Annotated in this window: 15 protein-coding genes and 2 tRNA genes; 15 read left to right on the top strand and 2 right to left on the bottom strand. The window is 49.7% G+C overall.

Annotation, left to right across the window (positions count from 1 at the left end):
- The first annotated feature begins 2 nt into the window (after positions 1–2).
- The 12 genes from ispG to DFR42_RS01470 all read left to right on the top strand — a co-directional run bounded on the left by ispG (position 3) and on the right by DFR42_RS01470 (position 12,825).
- Positions 3–1,280: a flavodoxin-dependent (E)-4-hydroxy-3-methylbut-2-enyl-diphosphate synthase gene (gene ispG / locus DFR42_RS01415; RefSeq protein WP_110253164.1), complete on the top strand. Its 1,278-nt coding sequence runs from the start codon at positions 3–5 to the stop codon at positions 1,278–1,280.
- A 14-nt stretch (positions 1,281–1,294) separates the two neighbouring features.
- The gene (gene hisS / locus DFR42_RS01420) at positions 1,295–2,653 is read left to right on the top strand and encodes a histidine--tRNA ligase (RefSeq protein ID WP_110253165.1); all 1,359 of its coding nucleotides are present in this window, start codon (positions 1,295–1,297) and stop codon (positions 2,651–2,653) included.
- A 60-nt stretch (positions 2,654–2,713) separates the two neighbouring features.
- Positions 2,714–3,370, top strand: coding sequence for a YfgM family protein (locus DFR42_RS01425; RefSeq protein WP_110253166.1), 657 nt, complete (start codon positions 2,714–2,716; stop codon positions 3,368–3,370).
- A gap of 12 nt (positions 3,371–3,382) precedes the next feature.
- Positions 3,383–4,543: an outer membrane protein assembly factor BamB gene (gene bamB, locus DFR42_RS01430; protein ID WP_110253167.1), complete on the top strand. Its 1,161-nt coding sequence runs from the start codon at positions 3,383–3,385 to the stop codon at positions 4,541–4,543.
- A gap of 5 nt (positions 4,544–4,548) precedes the next feature.
- Positions 4,549–5,892 carry a ribosome biogenesis GTPase Der gene (gene der, locus DFR42_RS01435; RefSeq protein WP_110253168.1) on the top strand — a complete coding sequence of 448 codons (1,344 nt, stop codon included), beginning with the start codon at positions 4,549–4,551 and terminating at the stop codon, positions 5,890–5,892.
- A 185-nt stretch (positions 5,893–6,077) separates the two neighbouring features.
- Positions 6,078–6,314: an RNA chaperone Hfq gene (hfq, locus tag DFR42_RS01440; RefSeq protein WP_110253169.1), complete on the top strand. Its 237-nt coding sequence runs from the start codon at positions 6,078–6,080 to the stop codon at positions 6,312–6,314.
- 30 nt (positions 6,315–6,344) lie between these two features.
- On the top strand, positions 6,345–7,469 hold the full coding sequence (hflX, locus tag DFR42_RS01445; protein WP_110253170.1) for a GTPase HflX: 1,125 nt from the start codon (positions 6,345–6,347) through the stop codon (positions 7,467–7,469).
- A 31-nt stretch (positions 7,470–7,500) separates the two neighbouring features.
- On the top strand, positions 7,501–8,775 hold the full coding sequence (hflK, locus tag DFR42_RS01450; protein WP_110253171.1) for an FtsH protease activity modulator HflK: 1,275 nt from the start codon (positions 7,501–7,503) through the stop codon (positions 8,773–8,775).
- Positions 8,775–9,677 (top strand): protease modulator HflC, encoded by a 903-nt coding sequence (gene hflC / locus DFR42_RS01455; RefSeq protein WP_110253172.1) that lies wholly within the window; start codon positions 8,775–8,777, stop codon positions 9,675–9,677. The genes hflK and hflC overlap by 1 nt, the downstream gene beginning before the upstream one ends.
- Before the next feature lie 122 nt (positions 9,678–9,799).
- Entirely contained in the window at positions 9,800–10,951 is a 1,152-nt protein-coding gene (locus tag DFR42_RS01460; RefSeq protein ID WP_110253173.1) for an ATP phosphoribosyltransferase regulatory subunit, read from the top strand.
- Positions 10,952–10,954: 3 nt separating this feature from the next.
- Positions 10,955–12,268: an adenylosuccinate synthase gene (locus DFR42_RS01465; protein WP_110253174.1), complete on the top strand. Its 1,314-nt coding sequence runs from the start codon at positions 10,955–10,957 to the stop codon at positions 12,266–12,268.
- Positions 12,269–12,291: 23 nt separating this feature from the next.
- Positions 12,292–12,825 (top strand): phosphoribosyltransferase, encoded by a 534-nt coding sequence (locus tag DFR42_RS01470; protein WP_110254186.1) that lies wholly within the window; start codon positions 12,292–12,294, stop codon positions 12,823–12,825.
- A 247-nt stretch (positions 12,826–13,072) separates the two neighbouring features.
- Here DFR42_RS01470 and DFR42_RS01475 read toward each other — a convergent pair.
- Together DFR42_RS01475 and DFR42_RS01480 are read right to left on the bottom strand one after the other, a co-directional pair.
- A tRNA-Leu gene (locus DFR42_RS01475) sits at positions 13,073–13,157 on the bottom strand.
- A 294-nt stretch (positions 13,158–13,451) separates the two neighbouring features.
- A tRNA-Leu gene (locus tag DFR42_RS01480) sits at positions 13,452–13,536 on the bottom strand.
- Between the two features lie 159 nt (positions 13,537–13,695).
- Between DFR42_RS01480 and rnr the strand changes: the two genes are divergently transcribed.
- From rnr to cysE, 3 genes are all read left to right on the top strand, one after another.
- Positions 13,696–16,185, top strand: coding sequence for a ribonuclease R (gene rnr, locus DFR42_RS01485; RefSeq protein WP_110253175.1), 2,490 nt, complete (start codon positions 13,696–13,698; stop codon positions 16,183–16,185).
- 35 nt (positions 16,186–16,220) lie between these two features.
- Positions 16,221–16,952, top strand: coding sequence for a 23S rRNA (guanosine(2251)-2'-O)-methyltransferase RlmB (gene rlmB / locus DFR42_RS01490; protein ID WP_110253176.1), 732 nt, complete (start codon positions 16,221–16,223; stop codon positions 16,950–16,952).
- A gap of 99 nt (positions 16,953–17,051) precedes the next feature.
- A complete protein-coding gene (cysE, locus tag DFR42_RS01495) occupies positions 17,052–17,798 on the top strand; it encodes a serine O-acetyltransferase (protein WP_110253177.1) in 747 nt (248 codons plus the stop codon).
- Positions 17,799–17,801 lie beyond the last annotated feature (3 nt).

Consider the following 17,801-nt stretch of genomic DNA (forward strand, 5'->3'; position numbering starts at 1 on the left):
AGATGACGGATTTTTTATCAGAAATCGGTTCCGGTCCCAAGCTTAGACGCGCATCCCGTTCTGCCAAGGTGGTATATGGCACCCGTGAAGTTCTTGTGGGTGGCGGTGCCCCTGTAGTCGTGCAGTCCATGACGAATACTGACACGGCAGATGCAATCGGTACGGCGATTCAAATCAAGGAATTGGCGAGAGCCGGTTCTGAGCTGGTGCGTATCACAGTCAATAATGCAGAAGCTGCCGCCGCAGTGCCAGCCATACGCGAGCAGCTGGACAGGATGGGCATAGATGTGCCACTGGTAGGTGATTTTCACTACAACGGCCATACGCTGCTGAATGATTTTCCCGATTGCGCCAAAGCTTTATCCAAATACAGGATTAATCCTGGCAATGTGGGGAAAGGCGCCAAACGCGATACCCAGTTTGCCCAGATGATAGAAATGGCTTGCCGCTACGATAAGCCAGTACGCATAGGCGTTAACTGGGGTAGCCTGGATCAGGCTTTGCTGGCCCGCATCATGGATGATAATGCCAAGCGTCCTGAGCCATGGAGTGTGCAGGCTGTCATGTATCAGGCACTGATCACCTCTGCCATTGAAAGTGCGCAAAAAGCTGAAGAGCTGGGCCTGGCTGGTGACAAGATTATCTTGTCCTGCAAAGTATCTGGTGTACAGGATTTGATCGCGGTTTATCGTGAGTTAGCTGCGCGCTGCGATTATCCCTTGCATCTTGGCCTGACAGAGGCGGGTATGGGTAGCAAAGGCATCGTTGCATCTACCGCTGCGTTGTCAGTGTTGATGCAGGAAGGTATAGGCGACACCATACGCATATCCCTGACGCCGGAGCCAGGTGGTGACCGCTGCAAGGAAGTCATTGTCGGCCAGGAAATTTTGCAAACCATGGGCTTGCGAAAATTTACTCCCATGGTCATCGCTTGCCCTGGTTGTGGCAGAACTACCTCAACGGTGTTTCAGGAACTGGCTGACGATATCCAGAGTTTCCTACGGAATCAGATGCCGGTCTGGAAAAGCCAGTATCCAGGTGTAGAGAATATGAATGTCGCCGTCATGGGTTGCATCGTTAATGGCCCGGGTGAATCCAAGCATGCCAATATTGGTATCAGTTTGCCAGGTACGGGCGAATCACCCGCTGCCCCTGTCTTTATCGATGGTGCCAAGGCGCTCACCTTGCGTGGCGACCGTATCGCAGAAGAGTTCCAGGAAATTGTGCTGGACTATGTCAAGAGTCACTATGCCCCGGTGCATGGCGTAACAAATAATTAAATCAGGTAGCAAGCATGTCGGAAATAAAAAAAGCAGAAAAAATCGCTGGTGTGAAAGGGATGAATGACCTTTTGCCGGATGACTCTCCATTGTGGGAGTTATTTGAAAATACCGTGCAATCCGTATTGAAGAGTTATGGCTTCCAGCAAGTCCGTACCCCTATCGTTGAGCCCACCAATTTGTTCGCACGTGGTTTGGGTGAGGTTACTGACGTCGTTGAAAAGGAAATGTATTCCTTTGAAGATTCCATGAACGGTGACAAGCTGACTTTGCGCCCGGAAGGCACTGCTGGTGTGGTGCGTTCTGCGATTGAACATAATCTCATTTATGATGGTCCAAGGCGCTTGTGGTACACCGGCCCTATGTTCCGTCATGAGAAACCGCAACGTGGCCGTTATCGCCAGTTCCATCAGGTGGGGGCGGAAGCGCTGGGCTTCACTGGTCCGGATATTGACGCCGAACTGATCATGATGTGCCAGCGTTTCTGGGATGATCTGGGCCTGGACAATGTGCGCCTGGAATTGAATTCCATCGGTGATGCAGAAGAGAGAAACCAGCACAAGGCTGCGCTCATTGCTTATTTTGAGCAGCATCAGGATATTCTTGATGCAGAAGCGAAACGACGCCTGCTGACAAATCCTTTGCGTATTCTGGACACAAAAAATCCGGCCATGCAAGAAATGGTCAATGCAGCGCCTAAATTGCTGGACTATCTGGGTGCTGAGTCTCTGGCGCACTTTGAAGGTGTGCAAAAGATTTTGCGTCACAATAGTATCCCGTTCACTATTAATACCCGTCTGGTGCGCGGTCTCGATTATTACAATCGTACCGTGTTTGAATGGGTTACTGATGATCTGGGTTCTCAGGGGACGGTATGTGCTGGTGGTCGCTATGATGCTCTGTTTGGTATTTTTGGCGGCAAGCCAACGCCAGCCTGTGGTTTTGCCATGGGTATAGAGCGCTTGCTGGAATTGATGAAAGCCAAGGGTGACGTGCATCAGCCTGCAATGTGCGATGTATATCTTGTGCATCAGGGGGCTGAAGCGCAAATGCAGGCCATGGTATTAAGTGAGCGTTTGCGAGATGCGGGTCTGGATGTTGTGTTACATTGCGCAACTGCCAATGGTGTGGGTAGCTTCAAGTCGCAGATGAAGAAGGCTGACGGCAGTGGGGCTGCTTATGCAGTCATCATCGGTGAAGATGAGGCAAATAATAATACGGTGAGCGTCAAAGAGTTGCGTGCAGGCGACGCTGAAAATAATCAGGTTAATGTGCCCTTTGATACAGCGGTGGATTACCTGGTTGATCAAATCGCCGGTAGTGCAGACGGGGATTGTTGTGATGACCCAAATCATCACCATGTGCATCATTGATCTGCACGGGTCACATTAATAGTATCGATAACATTAATAACATAGATAAGCGAAGACGCTATGGCATACGATTTAGAAGAGCAAGAGCAGTTAGATAATCTCAAGGCACTCTGGAAAAAATACGGCAATCTGGCAACCTGGGGTTTGATCATCATCCTGGCAGGCTATGCAGGCTGGACTGCATGGACAGCGCGCCAGGCCGGGCAAACCTTACATGCATCGCAGTTGTATGAAGAAATGCAAAAGTTTGTTGTTGCAAAAGACAATGCCAAAGTGCAAGCTGTAGCAGATGATTTGAAGAGCAAGTTTTCAGGTACATCTTATGCGCATATGGCTGCCCTGGTCGCTGCCAAAAGTGCTTTCGATGCGAATGACCTCAAGTTGGCCAAGACACAGCTGCAATGGGTAGCTGATAACTCCAAGCTGGAAGAATATAAGGCGCTGGCAAAAATTCGCCTCGCAGGTATCGCACTCGATGAAAAAGCTTACGATGATGGACTGAAACACCTGGCCGGTACATTTCCAGCGCAATTCGATGCGGATGTGCTCGATGCCAAGGGTGACATTTATGTAGCCCAGAATAAAATCGAAGATGCGCGTACCGCTTACAAGGCAGCTTTGGAGAAAATGTCGGAAAAAAGTCCAGGTCGTCAGGCTTTGCAAATGAAGCTGGATGTCATTGGCGGCGCGACAGATACTAAAGTTGTTAGTAAATAAGGGGAATCATACATGCAATTTTCTGCCAAGCTGCTCGTCGTATCGTCTGCATTTCTGGCTTTGACCGGTTGTTCTACGCTGTCGTCATTAAATCCTTTTTCTTCTAAAGCTGACGCAAAAAATCAACCCTCAGTCCTGAGTGAAATCAAGGCGACAATGGCGATCAAGCCTAGCTGGACTGTCCCAATCGGTACTGCAGGCAATTATGTGTTTTCGCCTGCTGCCTATGGTCCGAATGTCTATGTGGCTGCGGCTGATGGTGCACTGGCGCGGATAGAAGTGGCGACAGGCCGTACTGTATGGCGTATTAATGCAGGCATGCGTCTGACGGCTGGCGTTGGGGTAGATGCGACATCTGTGGTCGTTGCAGGAGAAAAAGGCCAGGTTCTAGCCTTTGATCTGGACGGAAAATTGCGTTGGAAAGCACAGAGCACGAATGAAATTCTGTCTGCGCCTGCAGTCGGCCAGGGTTTGGTTGTCGTTCGCAGCATAGACAACAAGGTCAGTGCTTATGATTTGAAAAATGGCGAGCGTAAATGGTCGATAGAGCGTCCATTGCCACCTTTGACTTTGCGTCTGGCACCAGGCATCGTCATGAATGGTCAGCAGGCGATCGTAGCTTTGCCTGGTGGTCGTATGTCTGCCCTGGCTTTGAATAATGGCGGTTTGCGCTGGGAAGCAACAGTTGGTGAGCCTAAGGGCGCAACTGAGCTGGAGCGCGTTGCCGACGTTTCAGGCGCGCCTGTCATCATGGGTAGCGACATATGTGCAAGCTCTTATCAGGGCAGGGTTGCCTGTTTTGATGTGGGTACGGGAGCTTTGCGCTGGGGTAAGGCGCTGTCCAGTGAGGTTGGCGTCAGTGTTGATGAGCGCTTTGTCTTTGCTGCAGATGTGGCCGGTGCTGTTAATGCATATGCCCGCAATGGCGGTGCAAGTGCCTGGCGCAATGATAAACTCAGCTATCGTCGCCTTTCCGCACCAATTTCATATGATCGTGCAGTAGCGGTCGGTGATTTCGCAGGTTATGTCCACTTCCTCTCCAGGGAAGATGGTTCTTTTATCGGACGTATTGCTACCGATGGTAGTCAGATTTTAGCAGCGCCTTTGGTGGTCGATGCTAAACTGATCGTTCAAACAAAATCAGGATCAGTGGTTGCTCTTGCAACCGAGTAATAATAATGAAGCCGGTTATCGCACTTATAGGCCGACCTAATGTCGGCAAATCCACGCTGTTCAATCGGCTCACTCGTTCACGCGATGCTTTGGTCGCAGATTTACCTGGCTTGACCAGGGACAGGCACTACGGCGAAGGTCGTGTGGGTGAACGTCCTTTTCTGGTGATTGATACAGGCGGTTTCGAGCCTGTTGCCAAAGAAGGCATCATGCATGAAATGGCCAAACAGACCAAACAGGCTGTGGCTGAGGCAGATGTTGTTGTATTTATCGTTGATGGCCGTCAGGGCCTGACACCGCATGACAAAACCATCACAGACTTCCTGCGCAAATCAGGCCGCTCCGTGATGCTGGTGGTTAACAAGGCTGAGGGTATGAAGTACACCTCGGTCACCGCAGACTTTTACGAACTGGGCATGGGTGATCCTTATGTGATCTCCGCAGCCCATGGTGATGGCGTAGCGGATCTGGTCGAAGAAATGGTTGATATTGCCTTCGCTCAACGTCCAGCTGAAGTGGAAGAGCCAGAATCCAATGTCAGAGGCATCAAGATTGCCATCGTTGGTCGCCCGAACGTCGGCAAGTCGACTTTGGTGAATACCTTGCTGGGTGAAGAAAGGGTGATCGCCTTTGATATGCCTGGCACTACCCGTGACTCCATAGAAATACCCTTCGAGCGCGATGGTGTGCATTACTCATTGATTGATACTGCTGGTATCCGTCGTCGTGGCAAGGTGTTTGAGGCAATAGAAAAGTTTTCTGTTGTTAAAACCCTGCAGTCAGTTTCCGAAGCCAATGTTGTATTGTTGCTGCTGGATGCTCAGCAAGATATTTCTGAGCAAGATGCACACATCGCCGGGTTTATTCTGGAATCTGGCCGTGCTCTGGTAGTCGGCGTCAATAAATGGGATGGTTTGCAAAGCGACAGGCGCGATGAGATCAAGCTGGATATCGAGCGCAAACTGAATTTCCTGACTTTTGCCAAATTCCATTTCATTTCGGCGCTGAAGTCGACTGGTATAGCCCCTTTGATGAAGTCTATCGACGCCGCTTATGCAGCAGCGATGGTGAACTTGTCGACGCCAAAACTGACGCGTGCACTGATTGAAGCGGTTGAACATCAGCAACCCAAACGCAAGGGCTCAATCCGTCCCAAGCTGCGTTATGCCCATCAGGGTGGGCAAAATCCACCTATCATTGTTATCCATGGCAACGCACTGGAAGCCGTGGGCGACGTTTACAAGCGTTATCTGGAAAAACATTTCCGTGAGACTTTCTCGCTGACAGGCACTCCACTCAGAATTGAGATGCGTTCAGGCAAGAATCCGTTTGACAAGACCTCCAAGTAAATTTGCAGGCAAGCATCAAAATGTAAAAAAACAGCTTGGTGCATATTCTTTTGCGGTGAAATTTAAGCAGGAATATGCACTTAAAGTAAAAATAGATTACATTACTTTGTAATCAACTTCTGGGAATACTTGTATTTTGATAAGTAGTCCCCAACTCCTAATCACAACAACACAATGGAGCTGTTATGAGCAATAAAGGGCAATTATTACAAGACCCATTTCTGAACGCACTGCGTAAAGAACATATTCCTGTATCGATTTATCTGGTTAATGGCATCAAGTTACAAGGACATATTGAATCTTTTGATCAATATGTGGTTTTGCTGCGCAATACCGTGACGCAAATGGTATATAAGCATGCAATTTCCACTGTCGTTCCAGCACGTGCAGTTAGCATCAACACTGAGACTGAGGCTGAGTAATTTTTGAGTACTGAATCAAAGAAGTCGTCTATGCGCGCCGCTCTGGTCGGTGTTGATTTCGGCAAGGACGACTTTGCCGCCAGTCTGGAAGAATTATCTTTGCTCTCGCAATCTGCGGGAGCTGAGCCTGTTACAACCATCACCTGTAAGCGATCCAGTCCTGATGCCGCTTTTTTTGTCGGTAGTGGCAAGGCGGACGAGATTGCTAATGCTGTAGCAGATAATGCGCTGGAAATTGTCATATTTAACCATGCACTTTCTCCGGCGCAACAAAGAAATCTTGAGCGTCATCTGAAGGTCAGGGTAGTTGACCGTACCAGTCTGATCTTGGATATTTTTGCACAACGCGCTCATAGTCACGAGGGTAAGGTGCAAGTTGAGCTTGCTCAATTGCAACATCTGGCGACGCGCCTGATACGCGGCTGGACGCATCTGGAAAGACAAAAAGGCGGTATTGGCTTGCGTGGTCCTGGTGAGACGCAACTGGAGACCGATCGTCGTTTATTGGGCGAGCGGGTAAAAATGCTCAAACAAAAGCTGGAGAAATTGCATAAGCAGCGTGAAACTCAACGACGTTCACGTGGCCGTAGCAATACCTTGTCTGTTTCTCTGGTTGGCTACACCAATGCTGGCAAGTCCAGTTTGTTCAATGCCATGACCAAAGCCGGGGCTTATGCCGCCGACCAGTTATTTGCAACATTGGATACGACGTCACGCCGCTTGTATCTTGGCGATGCTGGAAATGTAGTGATTTCTGATACAGTTGGTTTTATTCGTGAATTGCCACATCAACTGGTTGCGGCTTTCAGGGCAACTCTGGAAGAAACCATCCATGCAGACTTGTTATTGCACGTTGTGGACGCAAGTAGTCCAGTGCGGTTTGATCAGATTCAACAAGTCAACCATGTATTGAAAGAAATTGGTGCAGACCATATTCCACAGATACTGGTGTGGAATAAGATCGATTTGGCTGGCCTGGAACCATCGGTCGAGCTCGACGAGTATGATAAAATCCAAAGGGTTTTTTTGAGTGCTCGCACCGGAGCAGGTATAAGTTTATTACGCGAATCCATAGCAGAATTCGCTTTGGCAAAGATGTCTGGTATAGCGCCTGCAATACCAGAAGTGATTGATGCCCGCTTTGATCTTCAGTAGTCCAACCCACTATTCATTGGATAGCGACAGAATGCTTGTTTCACTTCTCAAAAGAATTGGTTTGACCATGTCCATGAACGACCCGCAATGGGGGCGTGGCTCGCAGAATAATAACCAAAACAACAATAACAAACCTGATAATAATAAAAAACCTCCTGAAGGCCCACCTGATCTTGATCAGTTGTGGAAGGATTTCACTCAAAAATTGTCACGCATGTTTGGTCAGCAGGGCGGCGGTGACAGTGGTGGTAATTTCTCTCCTGACTCTTCTGGCGCAAAAATTGGTGCATCCCTGATTATTGCGGTAATCACCCTGATCTGGCTGTCCAGTGGCTTCTTCATAGTACAAGAGGGTCAAACCGCCGTTATCACCACTTTTGGTAAATTCAGCCATCAGACTACTGCTGGCTTTAACTGGCGCTGGCCTTACCCTATACAAGGGCATGAGATCGTCAATCTGTCTCAAGTCAGGACAGTAGAAATCGGATATAAAAAAGGTAGCAGAGAGCGCGAATCCCTGATGTTGACCGACGATGAAAATATCGTCGATATCCAATTCGCAGTTCAATATAAATTGAATAATGCTGCTGACTGGTTGTACAACAATCGCGATCAGGAAGAAACGATACGCCAGGTAGCTGAAGCTGTCGTGCGTGAGATCGTTGGTAAAAGTACCATGGACTTTGTCTTGTATGAAGGTCGTGAAAAGATAGCTCTTGATGTCAACGCTGGCATGCAAAAGATTTTGGATGCTTATGGTTCAGGTGTGCAAGTGGCGCAAGTAACCATGCAAAATGTGCAGGCGCCTGAGCAAGTCCAGGCTGTATTTGAAGATGCGCAAAAAGCCAAGCAAGACAAGGAACGCCTGAAGAATGAAGGTATTGCCTATGCTAACGATGTGATTCCAAAGGCACGTGGTGAGGCTTCACGTTTGATACAGGAAGCAGAAGGTTATAAGGCCAGTATTGTTGCCACTGCCCAGGGTAATGCATCACGCTTCCAGCAAGTGTTGGCGGAATATCAAAAAGCGCCAGCGATCACCAGGGACCGCATCTATCTGGAAACCATGCAGCAAATATTTGCCAATACCAGCAAATTGATGATGGATACCAAGGCAGGCAATAACATGATTTATTTGCCCCTGGATAAAATGATTAATCAAGCTGATCAATCTGCAGCAAAGCCTGCTGCTCCGGCGGCAGCGGCGATACCTGCAGCAGAACAGATTCCTACAGTGGAAATGCGTTATGGTAAAGATGGCAGATCAAAAGATAATCGGGACACGCGTGAGAGGGAGGGCAGATAATGAATAAATTAGCCACTTTCATCATTGCGCTGTGCGCCGCAATCCTGGTTGCTTACTCGACTATTTTTGTTGTTGATCAACGTTCCCACGCCATTGTATTCGCCTTGGGTGAAGTCAAGTCCGTGATCAGCGAGCCAGGTTTGCATTTCAAGTTGCCGCCACCATTCCAGAACGTCTTGTTCCTGGATAAGCGCATCTTGACCATAGACACCAATTCAGCAGATCGCTTCGTGACTTCTGAAAAGAAAAATATCCTGGTTGATTCTTTTGTAAAATGGCGCATCAAGGATCCACGCCTGTACTTTGTCAGCTTCAATGGCGAAGAGCGCAGGGCGCAAGACAGGATGTCGCAAATCATCAAGGCGGCCTTGAATGACGAGATTACCAAGCGTAAAGTGGGTGAAGTAATTTCTACTCAGCGTGGCAAGGTGATGGATGCCATCAAGAAAAAAGTTTCTGACGAAACCAAGCACATAGGTGTGGAAATTGTTGACGTACGTCTCAAGCGCGTTGATTATGTCGAGCAGATCAATAATTCGGTTTATGATCGTATGAAGGCAGAGCGTACCCGCGAGGCAAATGGCTTGCGTTCTACTGGTGCGGCCGAGTCTGAAGAGATTCGTGCAGATGCTGACAAGCAAAGACTGGTCATCAAGGCTGAAGCCAACCGTGATGCACAAAAGATCCGTGGTGCGGGTGATGCTGAGGCGTCTCAGATTTATGCCCAGGCCTTTAGTCAGAGTCCAGAGTTCTACAAGTTCTATCGTAGTATGGAAGCGTATTCTGCCTCATTCAAGAGTAAGAATGACATTTTGGTTGTAGACCCAAATTCTGAATTCTTTAAGTATTTCAAGAGCCCGTCTTCAATAGGTGGTAATGCTCCTGCGGTAAAGACCAAGTAATAATATTAATTCTCCACTACATGTAGTGATTGTAGTGACCGACAGCGATCTGCACAAATTTTGTGCAGATCGCTGTTTCTCGGATAGACTAAACCAAATTCTTGTTTTTTTGATTGTTCTTCATGCCTAATTGGCTTTTACCTGAAAATATTGCTGATATCTTGCCCTCGGAAGCACGCAAGATAGAAGAGCTGCGCCGCGTCTTGCTGGACAATTTCAGATTGTATGGCTACGAGCTGGTCATGCCACCCATGCTGGAATACATAGAATCCTTGTTGACCGGTGCCGGTCAGGACATGGATTTGCGTACCTTCAAGCTGGTGGATCAAATCTCTGGCCGTACCATGGGCTTGCGTGCTGATATGACCACGCAAGTTGCCCGTATTGATGCGCATTTGTTGAATCGCCACACGGTTACCCGCCTGTGCTATGCGGGTAGTGTCTTGCATACCAAGCCATCTGGCTTGCATGCAACGCGCGAGCCCTTGCAAATCGGCGCTGAAATTTATGGCCATGCAGGCCTGGAGGCAGATGCAGAGATCCAGGAGCTGGTACTGGCTTGCCTGGCTTTGGCACATGTCAAAGATGTAAGGCTGGATATGTGCCATGTGGGCGTGTTGCGCGCCTTGCTGGCAGCAGACCCTCTGGCAAAAGCGCAGGAAAATACCTTGTATGCCTTGCTGGAAGCGAAAGACTTGCCTAGCATAGACAAGTTGAGCCAGAATTTTTCGCCCGAAGTGCGTGCAGCATTGATGGCTTTGCCTGGTCTGTATGGTGATATCTCGGTTATTCAAAAGGCGCGCGCTGTATTGCCAGCATTTGCAGGCATACAAACCGCACTGGATGAGCTTGAGCATTTGGTGCGCCTGACAGGTACAGCTCATGTCACGATAGATCTCGCTGATTTGCGTGGCTACCACTATCATAGTGGTGTGATGTTCAATGTGTTTGTTCCTGGCTTGCCAAATGCAGTGGCACGTGGCGGGCGCTATGACCACGTAGGTGAGGCTTTTGGCCGTTCGCGTCCGGCAACTGGTTTTTCTCTGGATTTGCGTGAACTGGCCCGTCTTTTACCGATTGCAGAGAGAAAAGGCGCAATTCGCGCGCCGTGGGGAAGTGACCCGGCTTTGCGTGAAAAAATTGTGGCCTTGCGTGGTGAAGGCGAGATCGTGATCCAAAGCCTGCCAGGACACGAGGACGAACAAGACGAATTTGATTGCAATCGCGCACTCATTTTCGATGCAGGTAAATGGATTCTTCAAAATGTAGGTTGAGTGATGACACAAACTAAAATTGCAAAAAACGTAGTCGTAATCGGTACCCAGTGGGGCGATGAAGGCAAAGGAAAAATCGTTGACTGGTTGACGGACCACGCCCAGGGTGTAGTGCGTTTTCAGGGTGGACATAATGCTGGCCATACACTGGTAATCGGCGGCCAGAAAACTGCCTTGCAACTGATACCTTCAGGCATCATGCGCGCAGGCACGGCTTGCTATATCGGTAATGGCGTCGTGTTGTCTGTACCTGACCTCTTGCGCGAAATCGACAAGCTGCAGGCGAACGGTGTGGAAGTCGCTTCTCGCCTGAAGATTTCCGAAGCTTGCCCGGTTATCTTGCCGTATCACACAGCACTCGATGCTGCCCGTGAAATTGCCCGTGGTGCTGCCAAGATCGGTACTACTGGTAAAGGCATAGGCCCGGCTTATGAAGACAAGGTTGCTCGTCGTGCGATACGTGTAGCAGATTTGCTCAATGAAGAGCGTTTTGCTGAAAAACTGCGCGAAAATCTGGATTACCACAATTTTGTGCTGACCAATTACCTCAAAGCGCCTGCAGTCGAGTTCCAGAAAACTCTGGATGACACACTGGCCAATGTGCCACGCATCCGTCCTATGGTGGCTGACGTTTCCAGTGCCTTGTATGCAGCGCATAAAGCGGGTGCCAGCCTCTTGTTTGAAGGCGCGCAGGGTAGTTTGCTGGACGTCGACCATGGTACTTATCCATTTGTTACCTCCAGCAATTGCGTGGCCGGTAATGCGGCGGCGGGTTCTGGCGTTGGCCCGAACATGTTGCATTACATCCTGGGTATCACCAAGGCGTACACGACACGTGTAGGCTCCGGTCCGTTCCCATCTGAATTGCCAACCGATGCAGGTGTGGGCAAGCATCTGGCCAGCGTTGGTCACGAGTTTGGTACAGTCACTGGCCGCGCCCGCCGTTGTGGCTGGTTTGATGCCGCCTTGTTGAAACGTTCCGTGCAAATCAATGGCGTGTCTGGCATGTGCCTGACCAAGCTTGATGTACTGGATGGCCTGGAAACACTGAAGCTGTGCACAGGTTACAAGATTGATGGCAAAGTCGTTGATATTTTCCCGGTGGGCGCTGAAGAAGCTGCACGTTGTGAAGCTATTTATGAAGAAATGCCAGGCTGGTCTGAAACGACAGTTGGCGCGCAAAGCATGGATGCTCTGCCAGTCAATGCCCGCAATTACATCATGCGTATTCAGGAACTGGTTGGTGTTCCTGTCGATATGGTCTCTACCGGACCAGATCGCGAAGAAACCATCGTGTTAAGGCACCCGTTTATTTAAGAAGGAAAAATAAAAATATGAATATGCCTGCATCTACAGACAAGGACTTGTGGGTCTCCTGGGAGGCTTATCATCGTTCCATCGAGCAGCTTGCACTGAAAGTGCATGAGTCTGGCTGGAAGTTTGATCAAGTTTTGTGTCTCGCCCGTGGTGGCTTGCGCCCTGGCGATATTTTCTCCAGAATTTTTGATGTGCCTCTGGCGATTTTGTCGACCAGTTCATATCGCGAAGAGTCAGGCACAGTGCAGGGTACTCTGGACATAGGAAAGTATATTTCCATGACCAAGGGCGCACTGCAAGGTAAGGTGCTGGTGGTGGACGATCTGGTTGATTCTGGCGTTACTCTCGAAAAAGTGCTCGTGCATTTGCGCGAGAATTTTCCGGCCGTGACTGAAGTAAAATCAGCTGTGATCTGGTACAAGGCATGTTCATCAGTGGCTCCGGATTATTATCTGGACTATCTGGCGAACAATCCCTGGATCCATCAGCCTTTTGAAGAGTATGACAGTATCAGGCCGCATCAGTTGAATGCCTGGTTGAAAAAGGGCGCAGCTTAATTGGTAGTCATGGAAACGGAAGCAATTTGCTTCCGTTTTTTTATGTCGACGCTATGCAATTATCCAGTGCATTATTGCGATGCATTTCTCGCGTTTCACTGAGGGGGCTTATTGGTTTCTGTCAGACTTTGCCTGATTTAGATGATACGGATAGAGGGGGCGAATATGATGCAGTTTGCGCAAATGGGAAAAGCAAATCTGGAATTGAAAAAGCCCGCTGATTTTCATCAGCGGGCTCTCAAAACTGTGGTGCCCACGGAGGGACTCGAACCCCCACATCCGAAGACACATGGACCTGAACCATGCGCGTCTACCAATTCCGCCACGTGGGCAACGGAAGGCATTATTATAGAGCATTTGCCTGGTTTTGGGGAAATATTTTTCGTGGATAATGTGACTGGCAATTTGCGCGCTAATATTGGCATGTTGACGAGCAATTAAACTGGCATCTGTACAGACTCTTGTTATGTATGAGCAGATAATGATATGACAGTCTGGAGTGGGATAGGACTAACTTGCAGGGTGGGCGAGATTGTTTGAGCGTCAGGTTGATGTGGCAAGGGGATTGAAAGCAGAAGGCATAATTGAAAAAGCCCGCTGATTTTCATCAGCGGGCTCTCAAATTGTGGTGCCCACGGAGGGACTCGAACCCCCACACCCGAAGGCACATGGACCTGAACCATGCGCGTCTACCAATTCCGCCACGTGGGCAGCGAAGACAAACATTATAAATTGTTTGAGGCATTTGTCAAGATGAGCTAGTCCGGCAATACAAGTATTGTTAGGCGAAAGAGGTTTGCTACAGTAAACTATGGCCTGATAAGATTTTGGCGTAAGCCAAATTAACTTTTTTACGAAAAAATACAAAATTTGAACAAGCATTCATACCCCATCCCCAGTCGCGAAGAGATACTGGGTGTTCTACGTACTAACACGGCCAAAATGACAGCTACTGCAATTGCAGTAGCGCTGTCAGTAAAACCTGAGGAGTTAGATGGCATGACACGACGTTTAAGCGCGATGGAAAGAGATGGGCAAGTCAAAGTAGATAAAGGTGGAAATTATTCCATCGCCAATCACGATAATTTCATCAGCGGTAAAGTCAGCAGTCATCGCGAAGGATATGGTTTCCTGATCCCCGATGACGGCAGCGAAGACCTGTTTCTGCCTGAGCGCGAAATGCAAAAGGTCTTGCATGGCGACCGTGTCATGGCGCGTGTCGTTGGCACAGACAGACGTGGCCGGCTGGAAGGCGGCATACTCGAGATACTGGACAGGGCCAATACCCATGTCATTGGACGGCTGTTAAATGAAAACGGCGTCTGGATAGTCGCGCCTGAAGACAAACGTTTCAGCCAGGATATTTTACTGAGCGGCGCACCAGGCAAAGCCAAGGCTGGCCAGGTTGTCAGCGTTGAGTTGACCGAGCAGCCGACCCGTTATGCGCAGCCAGTCGGCAAGATAGTCGAAATACTGGGTGATGTCGATGATCCGGGCATGGAAATCGAAATCGCTGTCCGTAAATTTGGTGTTCCTCATGAGTTTTCTGAGGCGGTTAAAAAAGCGGCTGCCAAATTGCCTTCAGAAGTCAGGGACAGTGATCTCACAGACCGTGTTGATCTGCGCGATATTCCGCTGGTAACGATAGATGGCGAAGACGCTCGCGATTTTGATGATGCCGTGTACTGTGAACCAGTCAAGATAGGCCGCAGCAAAGCTCACCGCTTGATTGTCGCTATTGCCGACGTCAGTCACTATGTCCAGCCTAATGATGTGCTGGATGAAGAAGCTTTGTTGCGCAGTACCTCGGTATACTTCCCGCGTCGCGTGATCCCCATGTTGCCGGAGCGCCTGTCAAATGGCCTGTGCTCGCTTAACCCGGATGTTGATCGCCTGACGCTGGTGTGCGATATGGTGATTACCCAGGATGGTGAGGTCACGGCTTACCAGTTTTACCCTGCGGTTATCCATTCTGCTGCACGCTTCACTTATACCGAAGTGGCGGCCATACTTGGTAATACCAAAGGGCCGGAAGCAGCCAAGCGTCTGACCCTGGTGCCGCATCTTTTGCATTTGTATGAAGTCTTCCAGTCTCTATTGAAAGCCCGCCAAGCGCGCGGCGCCATCGATTTTGAAACGACGGAAACCTATATCGTCTGCAATCCTTCAGGCAAGATAGAAAAGATACTGCCACGCACACGCAATGATGCTCACAAGCTGATTGAAGAATGCATGCTGGCAGCCAATGTCTGTGCTGCGAACTTGCTGGAAACCTATAAACACCCAGGTACTTATCGTATCCATGCAGGCCCGACCAAAGAGAAGCTGACCCAGGTCAGGAATTTCCTGAAGCAGGTAGGTCTGTTCCTCAATGGTGGCGATAAGCCGTCGGCGTCGGATTATGCCGAGTTGATGAACAAGATCAAAGGGCGGCCAGATGCGCCACTTTTGCAAACCATGTTGCTGCGGTCCATGCAGCAAGCCGTATATAGCCCGGATAATATCGGCCACTTTGGTTTGTCTTATGACGCCTACGCGCATTTCACCAGCCCGATACGCCGCTATCCTGACTTGTTGACGCACAGGGCCATCAAGGCGATTTTGCTGGGGCGCAAGTATGAACCCAAAGGCATAGACCTGACGCTGTTGAATACCACGGTATCAAATGCCACCAGAAAACAGCAAATCGCTGACAAGGCTGCTGGCAAGAAGAAGGAAGAAAAAGAGCAGACTATCTGGGATGCACTTGGCGTCCATTGCTCGGCCAACGAGCGTCGTGCTGACGAGGCTTCGCGTGATGTCGAAGCTTGGCTCAAGTGCTACTTCATCCGTAACAAGATAGGTGAAGAATTCACCGGCATGATCACGGGCGTGACTCAGTTTGGTATCTTTGTCCAGCTTGATGAGATTTTCATCGAAGGTCTGGTACATGTGACTGAATTGGGTGCAGATTACTTCCAGTTCGACGAAGCGCGCCACGAGTTGCGCGGCGAACGCACTGGCAAGCGTTATCAGTTGACCGACAAAGTCACGGTACAAGTTAGCCGCGTTGATCTGGACGCGCGCAAGATAGACCTGAGCATAGTCCAGGCTGTTTCGCCGCGCTCGGCAGGTTTGATAGACCCGCGCGGTGCTGCTGCGAATGAAAAAAATCGCAAGGGAGCAGCACCCAAGAAAGCCTTGCTTGCACCTGAAGAAAAAATCGCTGCAAATTATGGCAGAGCTGGTAAAGCTGCTCCCGCCAAGAAAGTAAAAGAAGAAAGTTTTTCTGGTGGACGTCGCCAGAAATCCTCGCCTGCTGCAGCCAGCGCCAAGAAAAAAGCACCTGTCGCTGGCAAATCAGCAAAGAAAAGACGTTAGTACCTTAAAGAAATGCATGTAAAGAAAAGAATGAAATGAAAAGTAAAATGATTTTTGGTTTCCATGCGGTGACCTCCCGGATCCGTCATGAAGCTTCTTCCGTTGAAGAAATCTATGTGGATTCTTCCCGCGTTGATGGCCGCATGAAAGACCTGTTGCAAACGGCAAAAGCTGCTGGTGTTCGCATCATCCCGGCGGATGATCAGCGCCTCAGCAATATCGTCGGTACGCGCCGCCACCAGGGTGTAGTGGCCAAGGCCAGTGAATTGTCACTGGCACGCAATCTCGATGAATTGCTCGATGCGATCGATGGCCCGCCATTACTTCTGGTGCTGGATGGCATCACCGACCCACATAACCTGGGTGCCTGCCTGCGTGTGGCTGACGGCGCGGGTGCGCATGCAGTTATCGCTCCCAAGGACAGGGCAGTGGGCTTGAATGCCACTGCAGCCAAGGTCGCCAGTGGTGCTGCTGAAACAGTACCTTACATCACCGTCACCAATCTGGCGCGCACCCTGCGTGACCTGAAAGACCGTGATATCTGGCTGGTTGGTACCTCAGATGAAGTCGAAAAAAATATCTACGATGTGGATTTCAAAGTCGGTAGCGCCATCGTCATGGGCTCTGAAGGTGAGGGCATGCGCCGTCTGACACGCGAAACCTGCGATATGCTGGTCAGTGTCCCCATGTTTGGTTCTGTAGAAAGCCTGAATGTCTCCGTGGCTTCAGGCGTTTGTCTGTACGAAGCCCGCCGCCAGCGTCTGTAAGAATATCTCGCCTGGCATCCTGGATTTTGGGTGCCGGGCGCAGCTTTTGCAGAAATACGCTACTATCTTATTCCCTTCCGTCATATCCATAGAAATTTCATGTTTAACAGCTTGAGAGAAGATATTGCCAGCATCATCAAGAAAGATCCTGCCGCCCGTAATGCCTGGGAGGTGATCACTTGTTATCCTGGTTTTCAAGCGATACTCATGCATGGCTGGGCGCAATGGTGCTGGAAGAGAGGCCTGAAATGGCTGGGTCGTTTTATTTCGCACATTGCCCGCGTACTGACGGGTATAGAAATCCACCCTGGTGCAACGATAGGCCGCAGGGTATTTATAGACCATGGTTTTGGTGTGGTCATTGGTGAAACGGCAGAAATCGGTGATGACTGCACGATCTACCAGGGCGTGACGCTGGGCGGTACGTCCCTGTCTCGCGGTGCCAAGCGCCACCCGACTCTGGAAGCGGGCGTTATCGTCGGTGCCGGTGCCAAGGTGCTAGGTGGTTTTACCATCGGTGCGGGTGCCAAGATAGGTTCAAATTCTGTGGTGCTTAAACCTGTGCCTGCCGGTGGTACGGCAGTTGGTAATCCTGCCCACGTCATCAAGAAAGAAGTGGCCTCGGCAGATTCAGAAACCGCGCATTTGTTCACGGCTTACGGCGTGACACAAAACAGTGATGACCCGATTTCCAAAGTCTTGCATAAGCTGATTGATCACGCCGCGGCACAGCAAGAGCAGATAGAAAAATTGTCTGCTGCTTTGGCGCAATCGGGCATCGCCTGCGATGCCCGGTCTGAAGTCGGCAAGCTGATACCTGAGCAGATTAATAGCCTGGTTGACTGATGC

The organism is Undibacterium pigrum, from assembly GCF_003201815.1.
GTDB classification, from domain to species: Bacteria; Pseudomonadota; Gammaproteobacteria; order Burkholderiales; family Burkholderiaceae_D; genus Undibacterium; species Undibacterium pigrum.

Coding starts and splice junctions, on each gene's coding strand:
- cysE (WP_110253177.1), top strand. CDS start 17,052: ATGTTTAACAGCTTGAGAGAAGATATTGCCAGCATCATCAAGAAAGAT.
- hisS (WP_110253165.1), top strand. CDS start 1,295: ATGTCGGAAATAAAAAAAGCAGAAAAAATCGCTGGTGTGAAAGGGATG.
- DFR42_RS01460 (WP_110253173.1), top strand. CDS start 9,800: ATGCCTAATTGGCTTTTACCTGAAAATATTGCTGATATCTTGCCCTCG.
- DFR42_RS01425 (WP_110253166.1), top strand. CDS start 2,714: ATGGCATACGATTTAGAAGAGCAAGAGCAGTTAGATAATCTCAAGGCA.
- rlmB (WP_110253176.1), top strand. CDS start 16,221: ATGAAAAGTAAAATGATTTTTGGTTTCCATGCGGTGACCTCCCGGATC.
- bamB (WP_110253167.1), top strand. CDS start 3,383: ATGCAATTTTCTGCCAAGCTGCTCGTCGTATCGTCTGCATTTCTGGCT.
- DFR42_RS01470 (WP_110254186.1), top strand. CDS start 12,292: ATGCCTGCATCTACAGACAAGGACTTGTGGGTCTCCTGGGAGGCTTAT.
- der (WP_110253168.1), top strand. CDS start 4,549: ATGAAGCCGGTTATCGCACTTATAGGCCGACCTAATGTCGGCAAATCC.
- hflX (WP_110253170.1), top strand. CDS start 6,345: ATGCGCGCCGCTCTGGTCGGTGTTGATTTCGGCAAGGACGACTTTGCC.
- DFR42_RS01465 (WP_110253174.1), top strand. CDS start 10,955: ATGACACAAACTAAAATTGCAAAAAACGTAGTCGTAATCGGTACCCAG.
- hflC (WP_110253172.1), top strand. CDS start 8,775: ATGAATAAATTAGCCACTTTCATCATTGCGCTGTGCGCCGCAATCCTG.
- ispG (WP_110253164.1), top strand. CDS start 3: ATGACGGATTTTTTATCAGAAATCGGTTCCGGTCCCAAGCTTAGACGC.
- hfq (WP_110253169.1), top strand. CDS start 6,078: ATGAGCAATAAAGGGCAATTATTACAAGACCCATTTCTGAACGCACTG.
- hflK (WP_110253171.1), top strand. CDS start 7,501: ATGCTTGTTTCACTTCTCAAAAGAATTGGTTTGACCATGTCCATGAAC.